The organism is Corynebacterium sp. c25Ua_89 (assembly GCF_047459735.1).
Taxonomy (GTDB): domain Bacteria; phylum Actinomycetota; class Actinomycetes; order Mycobacteriales; family Mycobacteriaceae; genus Corynebacterium; species Corynebacterium simulans.
Genome location: NZ_JASBOD010000006.1, coordinates 146,995 through 170,598, shown reverse-complemented (window position 1 = coordinate 170,598; position 23,604 = coordinate 146,995). Strand labels below are relative to the sequence as shown.

The 23,604-nt window shown below is 61.5% G+C and carries 22 protein-coding genes, 1 tRNA gene and 2 pseudogenes; 11 read left to right on the top strand and 14 right to left on the bottom strand.

Going from position 1 to position 23,604, the window contains the following annotated elements:
* Positions 1 to 14: 14 nt before the first annotated feature.
* Entirely contained in the window at positions 15 to 1,127 is a 1,113-nt protein-coding gene (prfB, locus tag QKB66_RS10175) for a peptide chain release factor 2 (protein ID WP_061921119.1), read from the bottom strand.
* Positions 1,128 to 1,195: 68 nt separating this feature from the next.
* Here prfB and QKB66_RS10170 point away from each other — a divergent pair, with 68 nt between their 5' ends.
* Both QKB66_RS10170 and hisN read left to right on the top strand, forming a co-directional pair.
* On the top strand, positions 1,196 to 2,023 hold the full coding sequence (locus tag QKB66_RS10170; protein ID WP_414253229.1) for an inositol monophosphatase family protein: 828 nt from the start codon (positions 1,196 to 1,198) through the stop codon (positions 2,021 to 2,023).
* Positions 2,016 to 2,801, top strand: a complete 786-nt coding sequence (hisN, locus tag QKB66_RS10165) for a histidinol-phosphatase (RefSeq protein ID WP_061921103.1) — start codon at positions 2,016 to 2,018, stop codon at positions 2,799 to 2,801. Before QKB66_RS10170 ends, hisN begins: the two co-directional genes overlap by 8 nt.
* 72 nt (positions 2,802 to 2,873) lie before the next feature.
* Here hisN and QKB66_RS10160 read toward each other — a convergent pair whose 3' ends face one another.
* A complete protein-coding gene (locus QKB66_RS10160; RefSeq protein ID WP_311518843.1) occupies positions 2,874 to 4,073 on the bottom strand; it encodes a S1 family peptidase in 1,200 nt (399 codons plus the stop codon).
* A gap of 252 nt (positions 4,074 to 4,325) precedes the next feature.
* On the opposite strand from QKB66_RS10160, the gene QKB66_RS10155 reads away from it, so the two are divergent.
* The 4 genes and pseudogenes from QKB66_RS10155 to QKB66_RS10140 form a co-directional block, all read left to right on the top strand.
* The gene (locus tag QKB66_RS10155; RefSeq protein WP_399531255.1) at positions 4,326 to 4,580 is read left to right on the top strand and encodes a DUF6973 domain-containing protein; all 255 of its coding nucleotides are present in this window, start codon (positions 4,326 to 4,328) and stop codon (positions 4,578 to 4,580) included.
* A gap of 1 nt (position 4,581) precedes the next feature.
* Positions 4,582 to 4,878, top strand: coding sequence for a hypothetical protein (locus QKB66_RS10150; protein ID WP_414253228.1), 297 nt, complete (start codon positions 4,582 to 4,584; stop codon positions 4,876 to 4,878).
* 253 nt (positions 4,879 to 5,131) lie between these two features.
* Positions 5,132 to 6,319, top strand: coding sequence for an MFS transporter (locus tag QKB66_RS10145; RefSeq protein ID WP_414253227.1), 1,188 nt, complete (start codon positions 5,132 to 5,134; stop codon positions 6,317 to 6,319).
* Positions 6,320 to 6,612: 293 nt separating this feature from the next.
* A pseudogene (locus tag QKB66_RS10140) lies at positions 6,613 to 6,849 on the top strand (inositol monophosphatase family protein); the annotation flags it as partial.
* Positions 6,850 to 6,891: 42 nt separating this feature from the next.
* Here QKB66_RS10140 and QKB66_RS10135 read toward each other — a convergent pair.
* On the bottom strand, positions 6,892 to 7,230 hold the full coding sequence (locus tag QKB66_RS10135; protein ID WP_248092125.1) for an ArsR/SmtB family transcription factor: 339 nt from the start codon (positions 7,228 to 7,230) through the stop codon (positions 6,892 to 6,894).
* A gap of 72 nt (positions 7,231 to 7,302) precedes the next feature.
* Here QKB66_RS10135 and arsB point away from each other — a divergent pair, with 72 nt between their 5' ends.
* Positions 7,303 to 8,370 carry an ACR3 family arsenite efflux transporter gene (gene arsB, locus QKB66_RS10130; RefSeq protein ID WP_414253226.1) on the top strand — a complete coding sequence of 356 codons (1,068 nt, stop codon included), beginning with the start codon at positions 7,303 to 7,305 and terminating at the stop codon, positions 8,368 to 8,370.
* A 95-nt stretch (positions 8,371 to 8,465) separates the two neighbouring features.
* Here the strand turns inward: arsB and QKB66_RS10125 are convergent, their stop codons facing one another.
* Positions 8,466 to 8,603 carry a hypothetical protein gene (locus QKB66_RS10125; RefSeq protein WP_414253225.1) on the bottom strand — a complete coding sequence of 46 codons (138 nt, stop codon included), beginning with the start codon at positions 8,601 to 8,603 and terminating at the stop codon, positions 8,466 to 8,468.
* Positions 8,604 to 8,922: 319 nt separating this feature from the next.
* Here QKB66_RS10125 and QKB66_RS10120 point away from each other — a divergent pair, with 319 nt between their 5' ends.
* The 3 genes from QKB66_RS10120 to QKB66_RS10110 all read left to right on the top strand — a co-directional run bounded on the left by QKB66_RS10120 (position 8,923) and on the right by QKB66_RS10110 (position 11,602).
* Positions 8,923 to 9,879, top strand: a complete 957-nt coding sequence (locus tag QKB66_RS10120) for a DUF418 domain-containing protein (protein WP_311517657.1) — start codon at positions 8,923 to 8,925, stop codon at positions 9,877 to 9,879.
* 2 nt (positions 9,880 to 9,881) lie between these two features.
* On the top strand, positions 9,882 to 10,940 hold the full coding sequence (locus QKB66_RS10115; protein WP_414253224.1) for a trypsin-like serine protease: 1,059 nt from the start codon (positions 9,882 to 9,884) through the stop codon (positions 10,938 to 10,940).
* A 407-nt stretch (positions 10,941 to 11,347) separates the two neighbouring features.
* Positions 11,348 to 11,602, top strand: coding sequence for a hypothetical protein (locus tag QKB66_RS10110; protein ID WP_345791626.1), 255 nt, complete (start codon positions 11,348 to 11,350; stop codon positions 11,600 to 11,602).
* Between the two features lie 225 nt (positions 11,603 to 11,827).
* On the opposite strand, the gene QKB66_RS10105 is transcribed toward QKB66_RS10110, so the two are convergent.
* From QKB66_RS10105 to QKB66_RS10065, 9 genes are all read right to left on the bottom strand, one after another.
* The gene (locus QKB66_RS10105; RefSeq protein WP_061921088.1) at positions 11,828 to 13,561 is read right to left on the bottom strand and encodes an ABC transporter ATP-binding protein; all 1,734 of its coding nucleotides are present in this window, start codon (positions 13,559 to 13,561) and stop codon (positions 11,828 to 11,830) included.
* Positions 13,558 to 15,336: an ABC transporter ATP-binding protein gene (locus QKB66_RS10100; RefSeq protein WP_414253223.1), complete on the bottom strand. Its 1,779-nt coding sequence runs from the start codon at positions 15,334 to 15,336 to the stop codon at positions 13,558 to 13,560. Before QKB66_RS10100 ends, QKB66_RS10105 begins: the two co-directional genes overlap by 4 nt.
* Positions 15,333 to 16,016, bottom strand: a complete 684-nt coding sequence (locus QKB66_RS10095; protein ID WP_414253222.1) for a class I SAM-dependent methyltransferase — start codon at positions 16,014 to 16,016, stop codon at positions 15,333 to 15,335. The genes QKB66_RS10100 and QKB66_RS10095 overlap by 4 nt, the downstream gene beginning before the upstream one ends.
* 107 nt (positions 16,017 to 16,123) lie before the next feature.
* Positions 16,124 to 16,861, bottom strand: coding sequence for an ABC transporter permease (locus QKB66_RS10090; protein WP_062041717.1), 738 nt, complete (start codon positions 16,859 to 16,861; stop codon positions 16,124 to 16,126).
* Positions 16,858 to 17,610: an ABC transporter permease gene (locus tag QKB66_RS10085; RefSeq protein WP_414253221.1), complete on the bottom strand. Its 753-nt coding sequence runs from the start codon at positions 17,608 to 17,610 to the stop codon at positions 16,858 to 16,860. Before QKB66_RS10085 ends, QKB66_RS10090 begins: the two co-directional genes overlap by 4 nt.
* Positions 17,607 to 18,650: an ATP-binding cassette domain-containing protein gene (locus tag QKB66_RS10080; protein ID WP_061921079.1), complete on the bottom strand. Its 1,044-nt coding sequence runs from the start codon at positions 18,648 to 18,650 to the stop codon at positions 17,607 to 17,609. Before QKB66_RS10080 ends, QKB66_RS10085 begins: the two co-directional genes overlap by 4 nt.
* Positions 18,634 to 19,401, bottom strand: a complete 768-nt coding sequence (locus QKB66_RS10075; protein ID WP_414253220.1) for a hypothetical protein — start codon at positions 19,399 to 19,401, stop codon at positions 18,634 to 18,636. Before QKB66_RS10075 ends, QKB66_RS10080 begins: the two co-directional genes overlap by 17 nt.
* A 174-nt stretch (positions 19,402 to 19,575) precedes the next feature.
* On the bottom strand, positions 19,576 to 21,822 hold the full coding sequence (locus QKB66_RS10070) for an ATP-binding cassette domain-containing protein (protein ID WP_414253219.1): 2,247 nt from the start codon (positions 21,820 to 21,822) through the stop codon (positions 19,576 to 19,578).
* A gap of 107 nt (positions 21,823 to 21,929) precedes the next feature.
* A complete protein-coding gene (locus QKB66_RS10065) occupies positions 21,930 to 22,571 on the bottom strand; it encodes an ECF transporter S component (protein ID WP_414253218.1) in 642 nt (213 codons plus the stop codon).
* 341 nt (positions 22,572 to 22,912) lie between these two features.
* Between QKB66_RS10065 and QKB66_RS10060 the strand changes: the two are divergent.
* Positions 22,913 to 23,393, top strand: a pseudogene (locus tag QKB66_RS10060) (IS110 family transposase); the annotation flags it as partial.
* Positions 23,394 to 23,511: 118 nt separating this feature from the next.
* Here QKB66_RS10060 and QKB66_RS10055 read toward each other — a convergent pair.
* Positions 23,512 to 23,588, bottom strand: a tRNA-Met gene (locus tag QKB66_RS10055).
* Between the last annotated feature and the right edge of the window lie 16 nt (positions 23,589 to 23,604).

The window sequence follows — 23,604 nt, the reverse complement described above, 5'->3', positions numbered from 1 at the left end:
AGAAAGTGTAAAACCTAACTTTCCTGCTCTTCCTTCTGCGCCTCAGCCATACGCCAGCGGATTCCGGCCTCCAAGAATCCATCCAGGTCACCGTCGAGCACCTTCGATGGATCGCCCACCTCATAGTTAGTGCGTAGGTCCTTGACCATCTGATACGGATGCAGGACATACGAGCGCATTTGGTTTCCCCACGAGGCATTACCGCCTGCGCCGAGCGCATCCATCTCCGCTTGTTCTTCCTGACGCTTGCGCTCCAAAAGCTTGGCCTGCAGCACGCGCATCGCCGAGGCTTTGTTCTGGATCTGGGATTTTTCATTCTGGCAGGTCACCACGATGCCGGTCGGAATGTGCGTCAGACGCACCGCGGAATCCGTAGTATTAACTGACTGGCCGCCAGGGCCCGAAGAGCGATAGACATCGACGCGCACGTCCGCATCCGGAATATCGATATGGTCGGTCTGCTCCACCACCGGCAGCACCTCCACCTCAGCGAAGGAGGTCTGGCGCCGACCCTGATTATCGAAGGGCGAGATGCGGACCAAACGGTGGGCGCCCTGTTCTACAGAAAGCTGGCCGTACATGTACTCGCCGTGCACCACGAAGGTGGCCGACTTGATGCCCGCCTCCTCTGCATAAGAAATGTCGTAGACATCCACCTTATGGCCATTCTTTTCCGCCCAGCGCACGTACATACGCATGAGCATCTCAGCCCAGTCCGCCGCATCCACGCCACCTGCACCGGAACGGATGTTAATAACGGCCTCGCGCGGGTCATACTCGCCCGAAAGCATCGTGGTCACTTCCAGCGCCTCGATGAGGGTGCCCAGCTCGTCTAGCTCGTCGTCGGCAAGCGAGGTGTCCCCCTCTTCCTCCGCCAACTCGTACATAACCGGCATATCGTCCACGCGAGAACGCAGCGATTCCAGCTTGCGAATCTTGGCCTGCGCGGCCGAAAGCGCGGAAGTCACCTGCTGCGCGTGGGCCGGATCATCCCACAAAGAGGGGTCACCAGCCTGAGCCTCGAGCTCACGAACCTGCTCAGCTAAAGCTGCAGGATCCATGACCTTTTCAATGGTCGTAAGGGTGGAATCCAATTCGGCAAGACGGGCTGATTGTTCGGGACGCATAGCGCCCAAGTCTACCTGCGCAGCACACACAATTAGCCATCGGCCGCATTTAGCGGGACAATAGCTCCATGACTCAACAGCCGAGCTTGAATGAGATGATCGACGCGATCACCAAAACCTTTCTGGTAGCTCACGTAGATGACACCGACGCACACCTTGCGCAGGCACTCGTTTACAACGCAGGCCGCCTAGCATGGCGCATGCGTGAGCAGGGCATTGACGTCGATCAGAAGACCTCCATTTCTGATGTCGTCACCGATGCAGACCGCGCCACCGAGCGCTTCGTTGCCGGCGTGCTCGAGGTGGTGCGCCCCGAGGACGGCATCCTCGGAGAGGAGGGCGCTACCCGCCCTTCCACCTCGGGACGCAACTGGGTCATCGACCCAGTAGACGGTACCTATAACTTCGCATCTGGCTCGGATTACTGGTGCTCGGCGCTCGCGCTTACCGACGCCGAGGGCGTCATCATGGGCGCAGTACACCGTCCCGCCATGGGCTACACCTGGTTCGGCGGCCGTGACTTTCCTACTTCCCGTGATGGAAAGGACGTCGCCAAGCTGCAGGATAAACCGGCAAATGAAACCAGCATGGCAACCTACCTGCACCCTACATCCATTCAGGACCCGGAAATCTGCGCGGCCGGGCAGCGTGTGTCCGAGCACTTTGCTACAGTTCGCATGCTCGGCGCCGGTTCCGTGGACCTCTCCAGCATTGCTGACGGCACCTGGGGTGCTTGGATGCAGCACAGCGTCGCAGACTGGGATTGGTTCCCGGGCAAAGCGCTGGTGGAGGCCGCAGGTGGCGCCGCCCGCAAGGTAGAAGCAGGCGGTGTGGAATGGTGCATCGCTGGTAATAAACAGGTTGTCGATCAAATGGAGGCATGGCTCCGTGGGTAAGTTCAAAGAAGACTTAGGCCTCGCGCTCGAGCTAGCAGGTCACGCGGATGTCATCACGATGCACCGCTTTGAGGCTTCCGATCTTTCGGTCAAGGACAAGCCGGATATGTCCCCGGTTTCTGACGCTGACTTGGCCTGCGAGAAGCAGATTCGTGAGGCTCTCAAGCGCTCCCGCCCGCGCGACGAAGTCTTAGGCGAGGAATTCGGCGGCACCCCCACCTTCAAGGGCCGCCAGTGGGTCATCGATCCGATCGATGGCACCAAGAACTTCGTGCGCGGCGTGCCGGTATGGGCCACGCTGATTGCTCTTTTGGAAGACGGTGAGCCTGTGGTTTCGGTGATTTCCGCGCCTGCTTTGCGACGTCGCTGGTACGCCGCCAAGGGCGGCGGCGCCTACCGCGTATTCGGCGGCGAGCCAAAGCGTCTACACGTATCGCAGATTGACCAGCTCGAAAATGCCTCTCTGGCCATGGGCTCGTTGGCAGGCTGGGCTAAGCGCGGTTTGCGTGATTGCTTCGTGGAACTCTCCGAAAAGACCTGGCGTCTGCGCGGCTATGGCGACTTCTGGAACTACTGCTTGGTGGCAGAAGGCGCAGTCGACATCGCGGCAGAGCCCGAGGTCTCCCTCTGGGATCTTGCAGCGCCGTCTTTGCTGGTAACCGAGGCAGGTGGTAAGTTCACCGGCCTCAACGGCGAGGCCGGCCCGCACCACGGCTCTTCGGTGGCTAGCAACGGCCTGCTGCATACGGCAGCGCTGGAAGCGCTGAAACTGCAATAGACAAAACAATCACTAAAACGGCTACATGCCCCGCGCTTCAAACGCGGGGCATGTAGCCGTTTGTGGGAGAGATTAGTTCTGCGGGAGCGTAAAGCCTGCTCCTACCCCACCGCGGCGGTTCATGTCCGCAAGGATTGCGTCCATGTTCATCGCTACGGTCGGATCGTGCAGAGCGCCCTGCAGCGGGGTGCGACAATCAGGCAGACCCGGGATAAGACCGCGGGAGATTGCACCGATGATGCGACCCTTGTACATAACCGGTGCGCCGGAATCACCTTCCATGGCGCAGACCTGGTTGATCTGGACTTCCTTGGCCTGCTGGTAGGTCATGCCACAGGTAGTGCCGGTTGCGACGCCAGTCTTGCAGGTGACAGCGCCCGGCTTGACATTGCCGCCAACCTCCGTGGCATGCACGCCATTGTAGTTGCGGGTTACCTCAGCCTTGGAGCCGAACTCGATGACCGAGTAGTCCAGGTAATCGTTCCTGGAGGCAATGGTGCCGGTTGGGCCAACCTGCCAGGAATCGGCGGAAGAAACTGGGTCACCGACGTTGCCGCAGTGTCCCGCGGTGATGCCTACCTTGCGGCCGGCTGCGTCGGTGCCTGCTGCGGTCAAGGTGCACATGGTGTCCTGACGAACATACAGCGGCGTACCTGGGCCGTACAAGGACTTTCCACGCGTCAACGCCGCATTGGATTCTTCAGGTACGCGCGGTGCGTCGAAGTAGGAACCAGGTACGCGATGCAACACGTAGTCATCGAAGGGCTTAGCGGCTGCCGCCTTGGAGAAAGCATCGTTCTTCCAGACGTAGTTCGGGTCCGTGCCCTGTGGCTTGAAAGCCGGCTGTGTTGCCTGCTCAATCATGCCGACCGGGTTCGGGTTGGTCAGCGGTTGCGCGTACTGCTGGCTATCCGCATTCGCTTGTTCGATGACCGGCTGCACTGCGTTCTGGGCCTGGGACACTGCATCGTTGACGGCCGAATTCAGCGCTTTATTCTGTGCCTGAATTTGGGTCTGAACTTGGCCCTGCACTTGTGCCTGGGCCGGCGCGGCCGGCTGCTGCGTCTGCAGCATGTCACTTAAACCAGATTGCGCGCCGAAGCGAGCAATCTCATCATTGACATGATTGACCACGGCATTCGCGGCGGCAGCTGGGTCGAATGGCTCGGCAGCAGGCAGCTCTTGGGCGCCTGCAGTGGGGCTCGCAAAGAAAAACGCACCTGCGAAAGCCGAGCCCACGATGACTTTCTTTAGGTACGGAATGTGAAGCATGAACAAATCCCTCTATCTATCTTGCTATTGGTCTAGCAAGGCTCATCATTTCACGCGGGTAGGTATTACGAAGCCCTAGTTTGTATCTGTTTCCAACCCGTTATCGTTTACACAGTTTGCGGGTGTACCCAAAACCTTTGGTTTACCTAAAAATGGCCGCTGTACTAGGTTTTCTTTGTAAAACGTCAAAGGGGCCTGGCCCCAACCCAACCGGGCTGGATATAAGGTGTCTACCTAACAGGGGCCAGGCCCATCCAAGATGCAGACCGCCATTGCATCTGGCAGGCGTTAACAACCATCCGATCAAACGCAGACTTCGCTACTCAGGTTGCCGACGCTCATAAAACTGACCACCCTGGGACGCCAGATGCCGGGGACATGGACCAAACGAACAACGCAATTGGCCGCGATGTAGGCCTCCGACATGAAGGAGACGAGCAAGAGGCAATTAATGATTGCCATGACAAAGCAAACAATGGAGAGCTAAAAATACTGAAGAAGGCCTGACATGAAAGACAAACTTCCATTATTAGAAACCGTGATGGGAATCGTCTGCGGAATAGTAGCACTCTACGGTGAAATACTATTATCCACAACGCTCCCCATTCCTTTTGTGCTCTATGGATTACCACTGGCGCTCCTGCTTGCGTGCGGTATCATTCTTTTCTTCATTTTCCTGGTGAAGAAAAACCGCTACATCGGCAACTGTTCATGGAAAGCATTTATAGTTGCGCTAATTCTTTCTTTTTCCATTTCATCCACCTTATGGATAACAACTATCGTTCCTTACGCAAACTTCTCTTGAAAGAAACGCAGCCCCCCCAACAAGCTTCACTGTTGTGATAGCAACGTTGAGGACTCCGCTCACCACATTAAGGATTACCAGTCCGTGGGTGGCGGGGTCTTTGCCTTTGGACGTACCTGGAGGCATAGTTGTGCGTATTGAGCCTGAAATTAATGTAGTCGGTAGAGATGTTCAGCGATACATCCCGGACTCTGGTGTGACAGATCTGTATTTGGATACAAAGGTTGCGGACCGCTAACGCAGTAAGTGAATTATGAAATTAAAACAAGCAATAAATTTTAATACCTTTCGGTTCAGCTTGTTATACGCGCTTTCCCTGTCAGTCGCGGGTATCGATCTGACGATTTCGGTACGCTCTGGTCAAGAATTGACTAGGACAGCGTTAGGCGGCACGATGACCTATGTTTTAATAGCCTTGGGTACCATAATTGCCGCTCGACTTGGAATGCCATTGATTAAAAGGCTCGGGCCTCGAATGGTATATCTAATTGCGGGTACAACTTGTATTTTGTCAGGAATGGCAACATCTTTTGCAATGCAAAAGCAACAAATCTGGCTATTTTACGGTGGAATACTGCTCGTCGGTATCTTTATGGGGCTCGCAAATTTTCATCGAATTTTGGTGAAAGATTTCGCGCCCCAGCCAAGTCCTTGGGATACGAGTCTCGTTCTCTTGAGCGGAGTCGTTGGGTCGATTTTCGGTCCTTGGGTTGCTGGTATCGTGGCCGAATCCCCAAGCGATTTCTACAAGGCGTATCGGGTTGTAATTGGTCTTGGGATACTGGTCTTTTTCGCCTCGCTGGCTCTACCCCAAACCATTGAAACGATGCTTGCACGAACATCCAAGGATGATCGCTCGGGTGATCGTTCAGGTGATCGTTCGACTCTTTATCTTGGTGGTGTATTGGGGTTCTTCAGTTATGTAACTATGACCCTTTTAATGACAGCAGTTCCCTTAGAAGCCCAGCGACAGGAGCTAAGCAGCTCCGAAATTTCTGAATTGTCGCAGTTACATATGGTTGCCATGTACCTTCCAATATTGGTGGTTCCCTATCTTATCAACCAGTTTTCAGCGCAGAAGGTTGCGATTTGGTCCTTGGGGCTGGGCGGTTTGTCTGCAGTGTGTGCTGAACTTCTTCTCAAGGATGAAAAAGAAAATAATCTTGAACTAGCGATCTTGATGGTGATTGCGGGAGTCCTTTGGGCTTTTTCGTTTACTGCGGCATCAAATATTGTTGCGGTAAACCAATACGGAAGGACTCATCTAGTTGCGCGGGGTCGTGCTGAATCGATGCCTCCGCTGGGAATGATTATCGGATCTATTCTTGCAGGAGCATTGTTGGGCTCAGTTGGCTTTATTTGGGTTGCGGTGTTCTTCGGAATTGTATCGCTATCTGCATTCCTTCTCTTGACGATACTGACCAGTCTGAAACCGACATAAGCTTAAGGGGGGTAATCGTGGAATATGTCTTTGATTTGGACGGCACAATGTACACGGATGAGTACAACTCATGCATGGGCCTGGCCCCCGGATAGTGGACATGTCGGGGGTTAGCTATGTTGCTTTGGTCAGTGTCGCTGAAGTCTCGGTTTCAAAGACATCAGGGGCTACAAGATTGCACCACGAGTGTCGCCGGTGTGTGTTGTAGCGCATGCACCATCGAAAGACTTCCTGCCGGCAGGCGATCGGATTGCCAAAGACTTTCCTATCACGTAAGACTTCCCGCTTGAGCATGGCGTCTACGCGGCTACGGTGACTTTCTCTCCTACTGCCTAGTAGCCGAGGGCGCGGTCGATGTCGCCGCTGAGCCGGAAGTTTCTCTGTGGGACCTGGCTCCGCTTGCAGCCCTGGTAGCCGAAGCTGGTGGCCGCTTCGCTTCTCTAGCGGGTGTCGACGGGCCGCACGGCGGGGATGCGGTTGCGACGAATGGGTTGCTTCACGACGCCGTCGTCAAGCGCCTGAACGGGTAAACAGAGTTTTCCGACCTGTCGCAATTTGCGAGCAGCGGCTCACTATCTCCCGTCCGCGTGACCGATATCCAGGATACGTCGCAGCTCAGCAAATACCTCAGGGCGTACCTCATGGGTTACTACCCGTCCACTCTTAGACCTAGTAAGCAGCCCGGCATCCGCCATGGTCTTTAAATGATGCGATACCGTCGGCTGACTAAGCCCAGAAACAGCGGCCAGCTCCCCCACGGTCATCGGACTACAGCCAGCGGCAGCGAGCTGAGACAAAATTTGCAGGCGCGCCGGTTGCGCCAGCGCTTTGAAGAGCGTTGCCGCAGCTTGCGCTTCCGCCGCCTCGAGAGGCCGACCGCCAAGTGCGCAGCATTCTGAGATTTCGTCCATACCTGTTGAGACTACACGGCCCCTACTCTGGACATATTGACATCTATCGATATATCGATTACACCGGAATCTATGACACAGACTACAAAGTCACTCAGCTTCCTAGATCGCTTCTTGCCGCTATGGATTGCAGCTGCAATGGCAATTGGCCTCATCCTGGGCAAAATTGCACCGTCACTTGTGAACTGGCTGGCAGAGGCAAAAATTTTGACAATTTCCGTACCAATCGCCATCGGCTTGCTGGTCATGATGTACCCACCGCTCGCAAAAGTCCGATACGACAAAACGGGCAAAATTTTGACATCAAGGAAGCTGATGGGCATTACAGTCTTCCTCAATTGGATTCTCGGCCCCGCACTGATGTTCAGCCTTGCCTGGATATTCCTCAGCGATAGTCCAGAACTGCGCACTGGCGTGATTATCGTCGGTCTCGCCCGCTGCATTGCAATGGTTTTGGTCTGGAACGACCTATCTTGCGGCGATACTGAAGTCGCTGCCGTATTGGTGGCCGTAAACTCGTTATTTCAAATTGTAATGTTCGGCGTTCTAGGGTGGTTCTACCTGCAGATTCTGCCCTCCTGGTTGGGACTGGAAACCACTTCCGTCACCTTTTCTTTTTGGGCAATCGCACTATCCGTAGTGATATTCCTCGGCATTCCGCTGCTGGCTGGCGCGGCATCACGCATAATTGGTGAACGCACCCGTGGTCGCGACTGGTATGAAAATGAGTACTTGCCCAAAATCTCACCATTGGCGCTTGCCGGCCTTCTATACACAATCGTGTTGCTCTTTGCACTTCAGTCACAGCAGATTGTTGAGAATCCCTGGACCGTTGGAAAAGTGGCGTTACCACTAGTGATCTACTTCCTCGCCATGTTCGCGATCGCTCTCACTTCGGCCAAGGCCGCGGGCATGAACTACGCAACCTCCGCATCGATTGCCTTTACGGCTGCCGGAAATAACTTCGAGTTGGCAATTGCAGTTGCGATTGGCACCTTCGGCCCATTGTCCCAGCAAGCACTTGCGGGAACGATTGGACCACTGATTGAAGTTCCCGTACTCGTTGCACTTGTCTACGTCACCCGCTGGCTCGGGCCGCGCCTTTTCCCCAATGATCTTTCCGTGCCGGAAAAACTATAGAAAAAGGATTCTGAAGTGAAGGAAATCCCAAAACTACTACCAATGCGCTTGCAGCCAAATCAGTTACAGAAATCGGCGCCTCTATAGACGGTGCATCACCAAAGCCCATAGACCCCACGATTCTCCGGACTGCAGATCGTGTTGTCTTCATCGGCGATGATGCTCCAGCACAGGGCATAGCCGGGGACCGCTGCCCACCAGGTGGCAAGCAGGTTCAGGGTTGGGCCAGCCACGCGTCACCTACCGATGCGAGAGCACTGGGAATAGCAATGATTAACAGATACGCGAGGAAGACGCCTGGCACCTCGGACTAAGTGAAACTCGTCAGCATTGTTCTCAGGCCACTAGGTTACGCGTGACCTGGGCTCTTTGAACACGTTAGCTTCACAGGGAATGTACAGACGAAACACTCTGTTTTTACTCAAAATCACCTAATGTATTGCCAGATTCGGTTGCTACAACAAGAAAGTCGTTTTGATTAAGACGCTTATAGGGAGAGCTTTTTACCAAAGAGCACCTCCCGATAAGTTGTAGTACAAGGAGAAATCTGAGGTGAATAAACCTTCACGAATTGTGGGGCTTGATATAGCGCGCTCACTCGCCATCATCGGCATGATCATTGTCCATATGGCCTCACTGCTTTGGAGCACAAAGGTTGTGCTCTCCGGCCTGCCTTCATCATTGTTCGCCATTATTGCCGGCGCCACCATGATGATTATCGGCCGAAATTACAGCAGCACCACCTTCTTGCGCCTCATCACTCGCGGCGCTCTGATTATTCTCATCGGCCTGGCCTTGTTGCCGGTCGGTGGAGAAATTCAAGTAGTCCTCATCGTCATGGGTCTGGTAATGATGTTGGTTTCCTGGATGCCAGCGCTCGGAACCTGGTGGCGAGTCGGCTTCTTCATCGCCGCAACTATCGGCGCAACAATAAAGTACGCGCCCATGACGCTGCCACAGATTTATCCGCTACTGGCATGGATTGCATACTTCATCGGCGGCATGCTGCTTTACGACGTCTACCTACGCGGTCGTCTGCAAGACACTTCTACCTCCAAGACCAGCGCTAATGCCCGGTTGAGTTGGATTGTTACCGCTGTCAGCGTTGTCATCACAGCCGTCGGCATGTACTTCCGATTTGATCCCGAGATTGCTGGATGGCTCCGATTTACCGGACATACCGGTGTCTTCGGCGAAATCATTCTCTCCGTCGCCGTTGCCGCTGTTGTTCTGCATTTGTGCCTGTTCGTAGGCGACCGCTTCCCGACCGCGGTTTACCCATTCGCGGCCATGGGAACAATGTCGCTGACCATTTACATCCTGCACGTTCTCACCGCAGCTTATTGGCAGCAGAATGTTGCATTGCATTCCACGCTGTCTGCAGCAGGTTTCATCGTATTCTTCCTCGTCATCGCAAGTCTCTGGAGGAAGTTTGTGGGTCAGGGCCCTGCCGAAAAACTCGTTGCCACCGCAATCAAGGCCATTGTTCCTTCTGGGAAAGGGAAATAACCGTGAAGAAAACATCTTTTTCCATCGCAGCAATTGTTAGCAGCACCCTGCTTCTATCTGCGTCTCCAGCTCTTGCATTGGAAAACGGCGAACCCGCACCGGCAAATGCTGAAAGCAGTTCTGTGGCCGCGCTAAAGATCGGCAAAGTCGGCAATTTCGGTGACTGCACCGGAACGCTGGTTGCAGATCAGTGGGTGCTCACAGCACGCCACTGCCTAGAGTCTGTGAACAACGAAGGAACCCAGGCCCGCATCGGCGGGAAAGTCTACGATGCCGATTCTTGGGCGCTGTCCCCAATGTCTGATGCAGGATTGCTTCACCTGACTCAAAAAGTCACTGACGCAACCCCGGCGAAGGTCTCCCGCGATATTCCAACACCTGGACAGGTGGGAACTCTCTACGGCTGGAGCAGCAGCTCGTCGATGGCCCGATCCGGACAGCTTCCGATGTCCAAGATGGTCGTCAATGAGCTGCTGGGCGGAGGCCCCGATGAAGGAACTCCAAGTGAGGCTGCGCCTGGTGCAGCTACTCCAGGTGAAGCGATTCCAGGCGGTGACATGGAATCAATGAAAATGCAGCCAGAAGCCGTCATGCCAGGTACAGCAATGCCAGATGCAGTTAAGCCAGATGCTTCCAAAACCGAGTCGATCCCTGCTGGAACCGAAAGCATCCCAGCCGACGCTGCCATGATGCCAATGATTCAAAGCGCCATCCTCGACGTACATTCGGTCTCCGGTGCAGGCATGCAGGGCGGTGACTCCGGCGGACCATTCTTCGTCGATGGAAAGCTCGCCGGGCTTGCTACCGCCGGAACTTCCAATGGAGATCCTGACCTGCCCTCCCCCAGCGCGGCAATCACTACCCTCGCAGGCACCGCCGACTGGATTGACGGTGTCACCTCTGGTCGCGACAAAGAAAGCGTCCTAACCGCAGAGAACACTCCTGCTCCACCAAAGACCATTCAGACCAGCGCCGATCACATGTGGGGTTACCTCGCCATCGCGTGCGTTGGCCTGGTTATCGCAGCAGCCTGGTCGCGCATTAGGAATGGCCGACAGTAGAACCGTCTAACCACAACCACAAGCCGCCTCCCCAGCAAGTACTGGGTAGGCGGCTTTTATCGTGCATACTAAGAATCGACGATGTGATTCACATAATTGCTATTTGGTGAAGTCGTGTCTCGTGAAGGCGAATGGGGCAAATGGAAAGCGGGACGGAGCAAGACACAAGAGAGCACCATCCTTCGGGTGACCTCCTACCTCTGCCCTACTCCGCAGGGGTGGGGTGTGACAGGTGACGGTCGCGCTTACCTGTCAGTGAAAACCCCGCCGACTGTTGGGTTCGACGTTTGGAACCGGACTGTTGAAAAGCTGCGCGGTGTCGTGAAATGCGACGTTGAACTGCGCCGTTTGGCCGCTGACCGAGTGGCAATCGTCACCCCGCCGAGGGCTGCCCGCATGACCCCTGGGTGCCTGGCGCAGACGAGCAACTCCATGTAACTGGCACCGACTCGTTGGAAGAGTTTTGCGCGTCATCTGTTGCCGCGTATCCGCGCCTGGCGTGGGTGCAGGGCCGCCAGGATCCAGCTGATTATGTGCTGCGCAACTTCAATGCCAAGGAGCGCAAGGAACTCGCTTTCACCCTGCCCACCGCGGCGGAGGCAGTGGAGCTAATCGCCAGCCACGGGCTGGAAATTGCTCAAAACCAGGTGCACGGGCGGTAGTAGCTAGCGGCAAGGCAGCAAAGAGCCCCCTTCCCTCCCAGCTTTCACGGGGATGAGGAAGAGGGCTATTTTCGCTTTCTAGGAAGCTTCAGCCTTACAGCTCGTCGGTGTTCGTGCTGCTCGGTGTTTTCGTCGGCGGTTTCGCTCTGCCCACCGAGCGCCTGGCGGTGGGATTCGGGACGCTGCGGCAGGGCGCCCGTGAGGGCATCGACCAGGTGATGAGGATCAGGCGCCCGAGGAGCTCCCCGTCCGACACGCCCACGACTCGGCGTAGCGGCCGCCCTTCGCCAGCAATTCATCGTGCGTGCCCCGTTCTGCGACCGTCCCGTCCTCCGAAAGCACGACGATGAGGTCGGCATCGCGGACGGTGTGCAGGCGATGGGCGACGACGATCACGGTGCGATCGCCGCGCAACGCCTCCATCGTGCCGACGATCGCCCGCTCAGTGGCCGCATCCAGCGAGGACGTCGGCTCGTCGAGAAGCACCACCGGGGAATCCTTCAGAAGCGCCCGGGCGATGGCGAGGCGCTGCCGCTCGCCTCCCGACAGCAGCGTCCCCTCCTCCCCCACCGGGGTATCCCACCCGGAAGGCAGCAGCTCCACGATGCGGTCCACCCCGGAACGCCGAGCGGCCTCGCGCAAGCGGTCCCCGTCACCGGGCCCGGAACCGAATTCGGGGTCAGCGAAGACCACGTTGTCCCGCACGGACGCGTCGAAAAGGAACGTCTCCTGGAACACCGGGGTCACCAGCGAGTTCACGCCGTCGGTGCCGATCCGAGGCAAGGGCACCCCGCCGATGAGGATCTCCCCCGAGTCCGGATCATGAAAACGCGACAGCAGCCGCATGACCGTCGTCTTGCCCGCCCCCGACGGTCCCACTACAGCAACCAGCGCTCCCTGAGGTGCACGGAAGCTGACGCCGTCGAGAACCTTCTTATCCCCGTACCCGAAGCTCACGCCGCGGAACTCCACGTCATGCCCGTTGGGCAGCTCCGGTGCGGTCGGTTCGGGAAGGGCGGGGATCGCCCGCAGGTCACGCAACGCAGCCAACGTGTTGCGGCCCGCACCGAAACCGCCGGACAACGCTCCCGCCGTGGTGATCGGTCCGGTGAACTGGACGACCACGATGAGCATTGGCGCCAACTGCGCCGGCGCCATCCCGCCCGTCGCGGCGACTGCTACGGCGACGATTACCGCCGCCGTGAACACCGCATGGACGACCGAACTCAACCGTCCGATGGCCGCCCCCTGCGTCGACGTCGCCTTCGCGAACGTATCGTGTTGGGCCCGGATCGCCTCATCCACCATCGCGTCCGCCGCTGAACCGTCGCTCGCGGCGCGAATCGCCTGCTGGCAGCGGGTGAACTCGATCAGCCTGCCGGAGACGGCAGCGACGGCGTCAGCATGCGCTTCGTCCGACTCCCCGCCGACCCGGCCAATGGCCCGGTAGGCGAAGAAGAGCACCGGCGCCGACGCGACGAGAACCAAACCGACGCGCCAATCCACCGCCAGAATTCCGAAGGCGATGACGGTCGGCGCAACCACCGCGGCGATGACGGGCCGCAGGATCACGTGCGGCACGGACGCCGCGAACGCGATACCCGACGACGCCATCTCCGAAAAGCGGCCGGCCGTGGACTTGGTGACGTACCCGAGTGGCAACGTCAGCACGCGTTCGCCCAGGGAACGCAGCAGGGACGACAGCACCGCTGCGGAATTCGCCCTGCCGACCGTCCCCGCGGCGAGGGACAGCACCGCATGGGCGACCGCGAGGCCGGCGATGACGCCGGTGAAACGCCACGCCGTCGCATCATCTCCCTCGGCCAGAGCCGACAGCAGCGGCAGCAGCGCGACGAACGCCGCTCCCTGGGCCAGCGAGGCAAGCGCGGCCAACGCAATGAGCCACGCCAGCGTCATTCTCGAGCGCCGATCCGTCATCAACCACAAGTCCCGAATCATCGGTTCCCCGCCTTTTCATCGCCTGATTCAGTGCCCCGCGGAGCGGATGGTTCGTCGTCGAGCGCGAACGCGCGCCACAAATCCCGGTAGCGGCCACCGCGCGCAAGCAACTCGTCGTGGGTACCCGCCTCCGCGACCGCTCCCCCATCGAGAACGAGGATGCGGTCGGCGTTGCGGATCGTGCTCAACCTGTGCGCGATCACAATCACCGTCCGCGAACGGGCCAAACGCTCGATTGCGGACTGGATGAGGGCCTCGGAAGCCGGATCCGCATAAGCGGTTGCCTCATCGAAGATGAGCACCGGCGCGTCCGTGACGATCGACCTCGCGATGGCCACGCGCTGCGCCTCACCGCCGGAAAAGGTCACGTCGACGTTGACCACCGAATCCAGACGCTTCGGCAGCGCCGCGATGACCGCATCGAGGTTCGCGAGCTTCGCGGCCGCCATGATTTCGCCGTCGGTGGCGTCTCTCCTGGCCAGCCGGATGTTCTCCCGCAACGGCAGCGTGAGCAACTGCGGATCTTGGAACACCACCGACACCGAGCGGTGCACGTCGCGCACGGCGATGTCGCGAAGATCGACGCCGCCCAGCAGCACCGAGCCTTCAACGGGGTCGTGGAAACGCGCCAACAGCCGGGCGACGGTGGACTTTCCGGAACCGGAGGACCCCACCAGCGCAGTGAGGGTCCCCGGTTCGAACGTCGCGGACATCCCGTCGAGGACCCGCGGCCCATCGCCGTAGGAGAAGACCAGGTTCCGGACCTCGAGCGCGCCTCCGCGCACGGGCACCGGATCGGCGGGCTCGGCGATTGGCGGCGTGCCCAGCACCTCCGCGATGGACTTCAGGGCGGCAATCCCCGCGATGATGGGTTCGGAGTTCATGGCCACCCGCACGATCGCCGCGGAGAGTCCAAGGCTGAGAACCAGCCCGGCGACGAGACCCTCCGGTATGCCGCCCGCGGCGTCCCTCAGAGCGAGGCCGGCCCAGCACACCACTGCGAGGACTGTGATCGGGGACGTCACCACGTCGATGAACCCGAGATAGATGTTCGACTGCCGGGACCAGGCGGACCACGCGCGGACGAACGACAACGCCGCGGCATCGTAGCGACCCGCGCCCTGGTTGGCGCGTCCGAAGGACTTCATCACCGGGATACCGCGCACCAACTCGATGACCGCGGCCGTCACTCCTTCGGAGGCTCGCTCGTAGTCGCGCTGAAGACCGGCTCCGCGCGAAATCATCACGCCCATCAGGGCGAAGGTGACCAGCACCGGGACGACCGCCACCGCCGCGATCCGCCAATCCACCGCGACGAGCGCGATGAGGGAAAGCAGGGGAACCAGCACCGCCACCACGGTCTCACCGACGGTGTGGCCCATGAGCTGGTGGACAGCCGCGACGTCCTTCTCAACCGACCCGATGATTCCCGACGAGCGCCGGGCGTCCAGCCAGCCCAGCGGCAACTTCCGGATTTGGGCGACCAGCCGGCGCCGGAGGTGGAGCTGCAGGTCGTTATCCGCCCGGTGCGAGAGCATGCCGGCGGCGCCGTCCGCGGCCATGCGCACCGTTGCGGCGACGACGATGACAGCCACGGCCAACCACGTCCGATGCTCCGGGGCCTCCGGGTACGTCATCGCGATGTCGATGATGCCGACCAGCGAAGCGACGGTAGCCATCGACGACAGGACGGATAACGCGACCACCGCACGCATCCGCGTCCGGATCGGGGCGAGCAGCGACCACGGGCCTACGGTCCCGTCCACGGCGCTCACTTGCCCGCCTCCCCGATCGCGCTTTTCTTCGTGAGAGTGCAGAAGTACACCATGCCGGCGTGTGAGGCTCTGCCCAGCTTCAGCCCGTTGGCTTCGGCGAGGTCCTCGAGCTCGCTGCCCCGGAACACCCGGTGGCCCATCTTCGCCATGACGGCCATGTCGACCCGCTCGTTCACGTCGGGATCCTCGGCGAACGTCTGCACGTAAGCGATGCCGCCGTCGGCGAGCAGACCGGCGACCCTGCCGAGCGCGGCACCCGCATCCTTCATTTGGTGGAGCGCGCCGCACACCCAGATTTCATCGGTCCTGCCGGGCTCTCCCGCGAGCGGCGCGAGGACGTCGGCGACGTGGAATTCCGTCCGGGCCCCGAGCTTTTCGACGGCGGCGCGTTCGCGGGCGATGCGGATCGCATTGGGCGACAGGTCGTAGCCGACGATGTTCGCCCTGCGATAGCGAGGCTCGGCGGCGAGCATGCGGGCGAGCCACCCGGTTCCGCAACCGAGGTCGAGAACCCGGGCCGGCGCATCCGGCCCGGGATCCAGCGCACGGAGCTTCCGATACACGGCGGCGGCGTCCATCGGTTCACGCGCATAGCGGCTGAGGAACCTCGGCTGGACCTTGTCCTCGTAGGCCGCGAGGAGTCTGCGGTTGTCCTGGACGATCTGGGCAATCGACTTCATCTGGTTCTGTCTCCGGGGTGTGTGGGCCGCGTCCACGCGGCGGTTTCGGGTTAGGTGCTCGGGTTCGCGGGCCGTCGCCGGCGGCGCCGCCCCCGTGGACGTGCCCGTCATGCAGACTCCCCCGGCCTCGTTTTCACGGCGATGCCCCACGCCGCGAGCACGGCGATGCCTAAGAACCAGGCCGCGCAGACCACCAGACCCGCAGCCCCGGTGCCGTTGACGGCCTCGCCGGCCGCGGATACGGGGGTGTGCCCGGCGATTCCGCGCAGGAGGGGACGGAAGTGGTCGGCGGGCATGAGCACCGTGTTGACGAACATCGCAACGATGATTAACGGGATGAGGGCCACGGAACCCTGGGGGCTGGTGATGGAGAACGCGATGTACGTGCCGGTGCATGCGGCCGCCGCGGCAACCATCGCCCCGGTCACCGCGATCCTCCACCACCAGGACACCTCCGGGGGGCCGTCGGAAAGCAAAGCGGCCACCGCCGCGACGACGGCCGTCATCGCCATGATCCGGATGAACTCGGCAATGATCCGTGCGGCCGGCACGGCCGCGTACGGTGACGGCATGGTGATTAACCGCTCGTGGAAGCCATTGCTGCGTTCAACGAACACGGTGGACGATCCCGTGATGGCCAGGATGAACGCCCACGCCGTCACGACCAGGATGACCGCGTTCCGGAGTTCGAACTCTCCGGTGAGCTGCCTGACCAGGCCACCGAACATGCGGTTGACGATGAACAGGTACACGAGCGGAGCAATGAACGTCATGAACCAGAAGTCGGGGCGCCGCAGCCAAATGTGGGCGATGCGCCGCAGATGCACGAAGATGGCGCCGATCATGATTCGCTCCTCGAGGTGAACCGGCGGATGAACAGGACGATTCCGGCGACCACCGCGACACCGAGCCACAGGGCTGCCTCTTCCCCGGCGCTATCCGGGAAGGCGTCCGGGGACGCCGCCCTGATCACCTCGATCATCGGCGAAAACGGCATGTGACGTACGACGTCGCGCAGGGAGCCGTCCAAAGCGGTCGCCGGAATGAACGCGGTGGAGAACATGAGCAGCAGCATTTCCAGCGCCTGGATCGATGAGGCCGTCGACACCGGGGCGGACACCATCAGGATCACCCCGTCCGTGACCAGGGACAGGACCGCCGCGGCGAGCAGCGACCACAGGACAGTCCACGCGACGTCACCGACAGCCATGTCGAGGCCGCAGGCCCACGCGACGACCAGCAGCGCCGCGATCGACGCGGACATCCGCAGCACATCGGTGGCGAGCCTGCCGGCGACATAGCCGCCTGTGGCCCCGGGCAACACACGCACGCGGTCAACGAGCCCGGATTCGACGTCCTGTCCCACCGCCATCGCCGACGCCGCGGCAGTGAACATCGCCGCCTGAAACAGGCAGCCGCCGAGCACGAAACGCAGGTACCCGAAGCCGGATTGCCCCGCCGAGTACCCAAACACCGCGTACAGGCACAGCAGGAAGAGGGGCGGAACTACGAACATGGAGATCAGCGACGCGGTGTTGCGTCGCAACAGCAGCAAATCCCGACGGAGAAACGCCGCGACCGACGTCGCACTCATCGCGCCGCACCCCCTGCGTTCATCGATATGAACACCTCGTTGAGGGTGGGCGGCGACACGCTCAGCGAATCCGGCGACGCTTCCGAGGCCTCCATCGCCTGCGCCACCGCCTCGAGGACCCGCGGTCCGGGGTCGACGTCGAGGGACACCGACTTCCCCGCGACGCGGGCGCCGTCTAGGCACGTTCCCCCGAGGCAGCAGGCGAACGCCTCCGCCTCGGCGGCGGTGGCGAAGGACACGCGGAGCACGTGCGACCCGAAGTCACGGCGCAATTCCTCCGGCGTTCCGCTGGCGACGATGCGGCGATCCTTGAGCAGATGGACGTGGTCGGCCAGCGCCTCCGCCTCTTCCAGGTACTGGGTGGTCAGCACCAGGGTCATTCCGTCGTCGCGCAGTTGCCGGATGAAGCCCCACAGCTCTTCGCGGCTGACAGGGTCCAGCCCCGTTGTGGGTTCGTCGAGGAACAGCAGCCTGGGCACGACGCACAGCGACGCGGCGATGTCGAGACGGCGCCGCATGCCACCCGAATAGGCCGACGCCAGCGTCGAGGCACTGTCCGCGAGCGAGAATTGCGCGAGCAGTTCCGTCGCGCGGGCGGCCGCGGCGGCGCGGTCGAGTCCGCGCAGCCGTCCGAAGAACTCCAGGTTCTCCCGGCCGGTGAGGTTCTCGTCGATCGCCGCGAATTGGCCGGTGGTGGCAATGTCGGCGCGCACGCCCGCCGGGTCCTCTTTCACATCGCGCGAGAAGATGCTCACCTCGCCGGAGTCGGCGGTGATGAGCGTCGACAGGATTCGGATGAGGGTGGTCTTGCCTGCACCGTTGTGGCCGAGGAACGACACGATCGCCCCGGCGGGCACGGTAAAACTCACGCCGTCGAGCACATGCTTGCGCATCCGGGCGCCGCGCTTTCCCTTGCGCCCGCCGTCCGGCGGGGCACCTGCCCCGCCTTCGGGCGGGGTGCCCGCATTGCCCGCAATCGGGTAGCTCTTCGTGAGGTCGCGGACGACGATCGCCGCACCTCGTTCAGCTTGATCCGTCATCGTTTCCCCTTTTCTTTGGTATCGCAGTGGGCCGCTGTCGGCAGCGGCCCCGTGGTCGGGTTGTCATGCGGCACCTCGATATGGATGCCCGCATCGCGGGCGAAGGCGAGGACCGGTTCGAGGAGCCGGGGGTGGCCGACGAGATCCCGGCACCCCGGCGCGACCGGCTTCCCCGCGACCGCCACAACGGTGGCGGCAGCAATCGACCTCGCACCGGGAACGCGGGGACCGCCCCGGCGCCATCCCCGGAATCCACGTCCCCCGCCTGAGAGAAGTCCAATTCAGCATCACCCGGCATCGCCGCACCCGGTTCCGCGGCAGCGTCATTGACGATGGACACGTCGAGCAGCCGGTCCTCGCCCACGACCACGGCACCGTTTGCGCCGGTGAGCAGCGTGTGACTGCGTTCGTCGACCAGGATCGGGGCCCCGGGCATCATGTCCGAGAGCGTCCGCACCCTGTCGACGTCAACCGGGCCCGACACCGGCGGCGCAAGCGCCGGAACCGCGCCGGCGTAGACGCAGCCCCAGAACGCCCGGATGAGCCCGCGGTTCTCCGAAACTTGGAAGATCACGCGATCGCCGGGGCCGATGCCGGCTTCAGCCAACCGAGTCGCAGCCGCCACCGCCTCCGCGTGGACCCGGCCATACGGGACGAAGACGTCCCGCCGATTCTCGACGAAGGTGATCCCCTTTTTCGTCTCATCGGCCTTGTCCCGAAGCACGTCGCTGATGGTCTGGATCGTGTTCATTGGTACCTCTTTCGGTTGTCGGCGCCATGCCGGTGCCGGGCGGACCGGGCCCGCATGGCGTGACCCGGAGGATGTGTCTGAAGGGTTGAAAGGGTGAAGCAACTGGGTGGGACGCGTCTCCGCACAAGCTCGGAAACGCTCGCGGGCCCGGGACCCGCCGGTTCCGGGTGCCCGTCAAGTCACTGCGGACACCAGGGCGGCAACGAAGGCCGCGGCGGACGCTGCGGCCGCGAAACCGTCACGCACTCGCCAGGGGTGATCGGTGCGGAAGGTACGTCGCGGATGGCGGCCGAAGTTGCGCATCACCAGGGTCAGGGACAGCTTTTCGGCGCAGCGCACGGCGCTGACGAACAGGGGAAAGGCGATGCGCGCGGGCGTCGTCGCGCGAATGAAGCCGGAGCGGAAAGACTGCCCCGGTCGCATCGAGCGCAATCTAATCGCCCATGTCAGCTGGGGGATTTCGCTGCGCAGGAACGCCGCGATGCTCACCCCGGAAATCGCTATGGTGCACCATGTGTAGGGAACCCGGAGGCGTTGCACCATGGCGTCGAAAAGCTCCTCGACGCGCATGCACGCGGAGACCAGGACCGTCCCCGCAAACACGGCCGTCAGTAGCAGTCCGTGATGGATGCCGTGGCGGACAGCCTCCGCCGGATCCCCACTGCCGTAGAACTCGGAGCGCCACCCGAGCAGGCCGAAGAACACCCCGATCAACAGGACGAGGAGGACCTTCCCCGCCGTCGCCCGAACGTCGCGTTCCGCGATCGCAGCGAGTGCGAGGAACACGACCCCCGTCAGAGCGAGAACGGCGTCTCCGCCGGAGAGCAGCCCGGCGACGAGGACGAGCATCACCGCCGCGACAATCGTGATGGCGTTCAACCCCGCGCGCCTTGGAGCGGCGGATCCACTGGTCCAGGGGCTTTCGTCCAAGGACGTCCGTGCGCCGGCCGCGGGCAGTGCGCGATCCCACCGGGACGACTCCGGGGAAGCCGGCACGTCGGCTGCGGGACCGGACCAGGCGACCTTCCCTTCGGCGACGATGCTCGCCCGATCCGCCCACGTTCGCGCAGCACGGCGGTCGTGGCACGTGAACACAACGGTTCCGCCGGCCCCGGCGTATTCCGCCAGCGCATCCAGCACGATGCGCGAGCTCGGCGAATCCAGGTGCGCCAACGGCTCGTCGAGAAGCAGCAAACGGCGATTGGCCGCCACCGCCAGGAAGATGCCCAACCGTCTTTTCTGTCCGCCCGACAGGACGAACGGCGAGACGGGGTCAAGTGCCCGGGGGCACAGGGCTTCCCGCAGTTTCCGCAGCTCATCGGCGCCGAGTGGCCCGTGCGGGTCCGTGCCGGCCAGCGCGGAGTCGATTTCCGCGGCGACGGTCGCGCGGGTGAACTGGTGCTCGGGGTTCTGGAACGCCCACGACGCGAAGGCGTCGGGGGCGCGCCGGGCTGGCTCGCCGTCGATCCGGAGGTCCGCTCCCGCCTTCATCTGGCCCGACAGCACCGCCAGCAAGGTGGACTTACCGGCTCCGTTGGTGCCGACCAGGGCATGGATCTCGCCCCGTTCCAGTGTCAGATCGGCCCCGTTCAGGATCCGCTCCCTGCCCCGGGCCACATGGGCTCCGGTCAAGGCCAGCAGTGGAACGGCATCCGCCTCCAATTCCGGATCGGCGCCATCCCCGGCTCCCCGGGGCCTTCGCCGCCGGTCCGGACTGAGACGGTCCGGTGCCCCCGTGCCCGGCGTACTGGCGTCCGGCGCTCCGGCGGTCGCGACCGACGTCGCAATGCCCTTCACCGCGATGCCCTCCGGCGCTCCGTGCGCGGCGACGCTCCCGTCCGCATCGAGGATTGTCACTGTGTCGACCCACCCGTCGAACGGGCGGAGGTCGTGCTCGATGAGCAGGATGACGCGACCCGGAGCCCGCAAATCACGGATGGCGGCGAACAGCGACCGGCGACCGTCCTCGTCGACGTGGGCCGCGGGCTCGTCGAAGATCATGACCTCCGGCGCCCTGGCCACCGCACCGGCGATGGCCATCCGCTGGCGTTGCCCACCCGACAAAGCCCACGGATCCTTCTCCGCGAGCTCTGACAGCCCGAGCTCCGATAGGGCCTCGGCTGATCGCTTGGCGACGATGCCGGCTTCCACGAGGGAAAACTCGAGGGCCATGGACACGTCATCGACGACTCGGAGCGTGAGCACCTGCGTCGCCGGGTCTTGCCCGACGAAGGTGACCCGGTCCCCGTCCACGGGGCGTTCGGTGCCGTCGGCATCGACGATGTGCACGAATCCGGCATGGTCGATGGGGATGTGCGAGGGGATCAGTCCAGCGATAAGGTGGGCCAGGCTCGTCTTTCCGCATCCCACGGGTCCCGTGATGGCATTGATCGTGCCGAAATCGAAGGAGAGATCCACCATGTCGGGCGCCCATCGCCCATCGGCATGCCGCACGCCCGCGCCACTAACCCGTAACCGGGCCGGGGCCGTCCCGCGTGTCGCACCGGCGCACGCGGGTGCTCCGGCGGTCACCGGGTGACCCCGCGGCTGCGAAGCCCCTTTGCGACGGCAAAGCCCAGGACCAAAAACACCAGGCTCGATGCCAAGGCTACGGCGAAGCTGATCAGGGCCATGGGCGTGGTCAGCGAGTCGACGCCGACTGCGCGCGGGGCCATCGTTCCCATCAGCGCGGAGAACAACATCGCCGACGCCACGAACTGGGGACGCGTCCACCGCCGGTACAGGGTGACCATGAACGGAAGCTCGATGAGAAATCCTTCCACAATCAGCGCACCGATTGCGGCGACGCCGAATGGGGTGGTCGCCGCGGACACGACGCCCATGGCAAGGCATGCGATGAGGCTCGCGCCAGGCTTGCGGACGACGATAAGGGGAACAACGCACTGCAGGAACCACAACCCGAGCGTCGCCGCGACGAGATAAACGTGGGCGATGCCGGCGAACACCTGCAGGTAAGTCAGGGGCACGATGATGAGAGACCCCGCGACGCCAATCGCGGCGGCGACGAGCATGTCGCGGGTGGATGGTCGGCTACCCGCTGCGACCGGTGCGACGTGCACCAACCGCCCGTCATCCGTCTGCGACGCCACCGCATCCCCGGCTCCCCCTCCGGAGAGGGGTTCTCCGGTCGATCCACGTTTTCCGTTCATCGTCGCCGCCTCGCTTCCGTTGCCGATTCCCGATCGGGAACACCACCTGAACTAGTATTAGGTTAGGCAATCCTTATCGCATTACGCCAGGCCCAGTTTACTGACCTTACCCCCCTCACCCCCGTTACCGTGATGGTGCCCCTCACGGGGCGCGGTCACCGGGCCCCGTATGGCTTATCTGCGTGAACATTTCCATAATCCGGGGGTGTTGCCACCGGACACCGGGGACAACCGCTGACAGCTAATAGGGACACGGACCAAACAGAGGTCTCGTCGTAACGTGGGTACCTGCAACGGATGTCCAAGACACCGGCGACCAGCCGCAACAGAAGGACACCACCATGGAACCGTCCACAACACCCGAAATCATCATCGGCCTCGACGTCGGCAAAACCGGCCACCATGCCTGCGCGCTGACCAACACCGGCGAGAGAATTTACGACAAACCACTGCCCCAAGGCGAAGCCGCACGGCGCGAAATCTTCGCGTCCATGCAAGCCCACGGCAGCGTTCTCATGGTCATCGATCAACCCAACACGATCGGCGCCCTGCCCATCGCCGTGGCCCGCGACTGCGGTTGCACGGTCGGAGACCTCCCCGACCTAGCCATGCGAAAAGCAGCCGATCTCTACCCTGGACGATCAAAAACCGCCGCCGGAATGCATTCATCATCGCCGACACCGCCCGCACCATGCCGCACACACTGCGGGCAGTCCACCGCGACGACGAGACACTAGCAGCGCTGAAGATGCTCGCCGGATTCCACGACGACATCGCCAAAGACGCCACCCGAACGAAAACCGCCTTCGCAGCGTGCTCACACAGGAGGATGGGGATGCGGACGAAATCTTGGAGGATTTCCCTGAACCGGGCTAGGGGACATTTGGGCATGCAGACAAAATTGCCCTAGCGACGTTTCCGTTGCTAGGGCATTAGAAGTTGGTAGCGGGGGCAGGATTCGAACCTACGACCTCTGGGTTATGAGCCCAGCGAGCTACCGAGCTGCTCCACCCCGCGATGTGATGAACTTCCG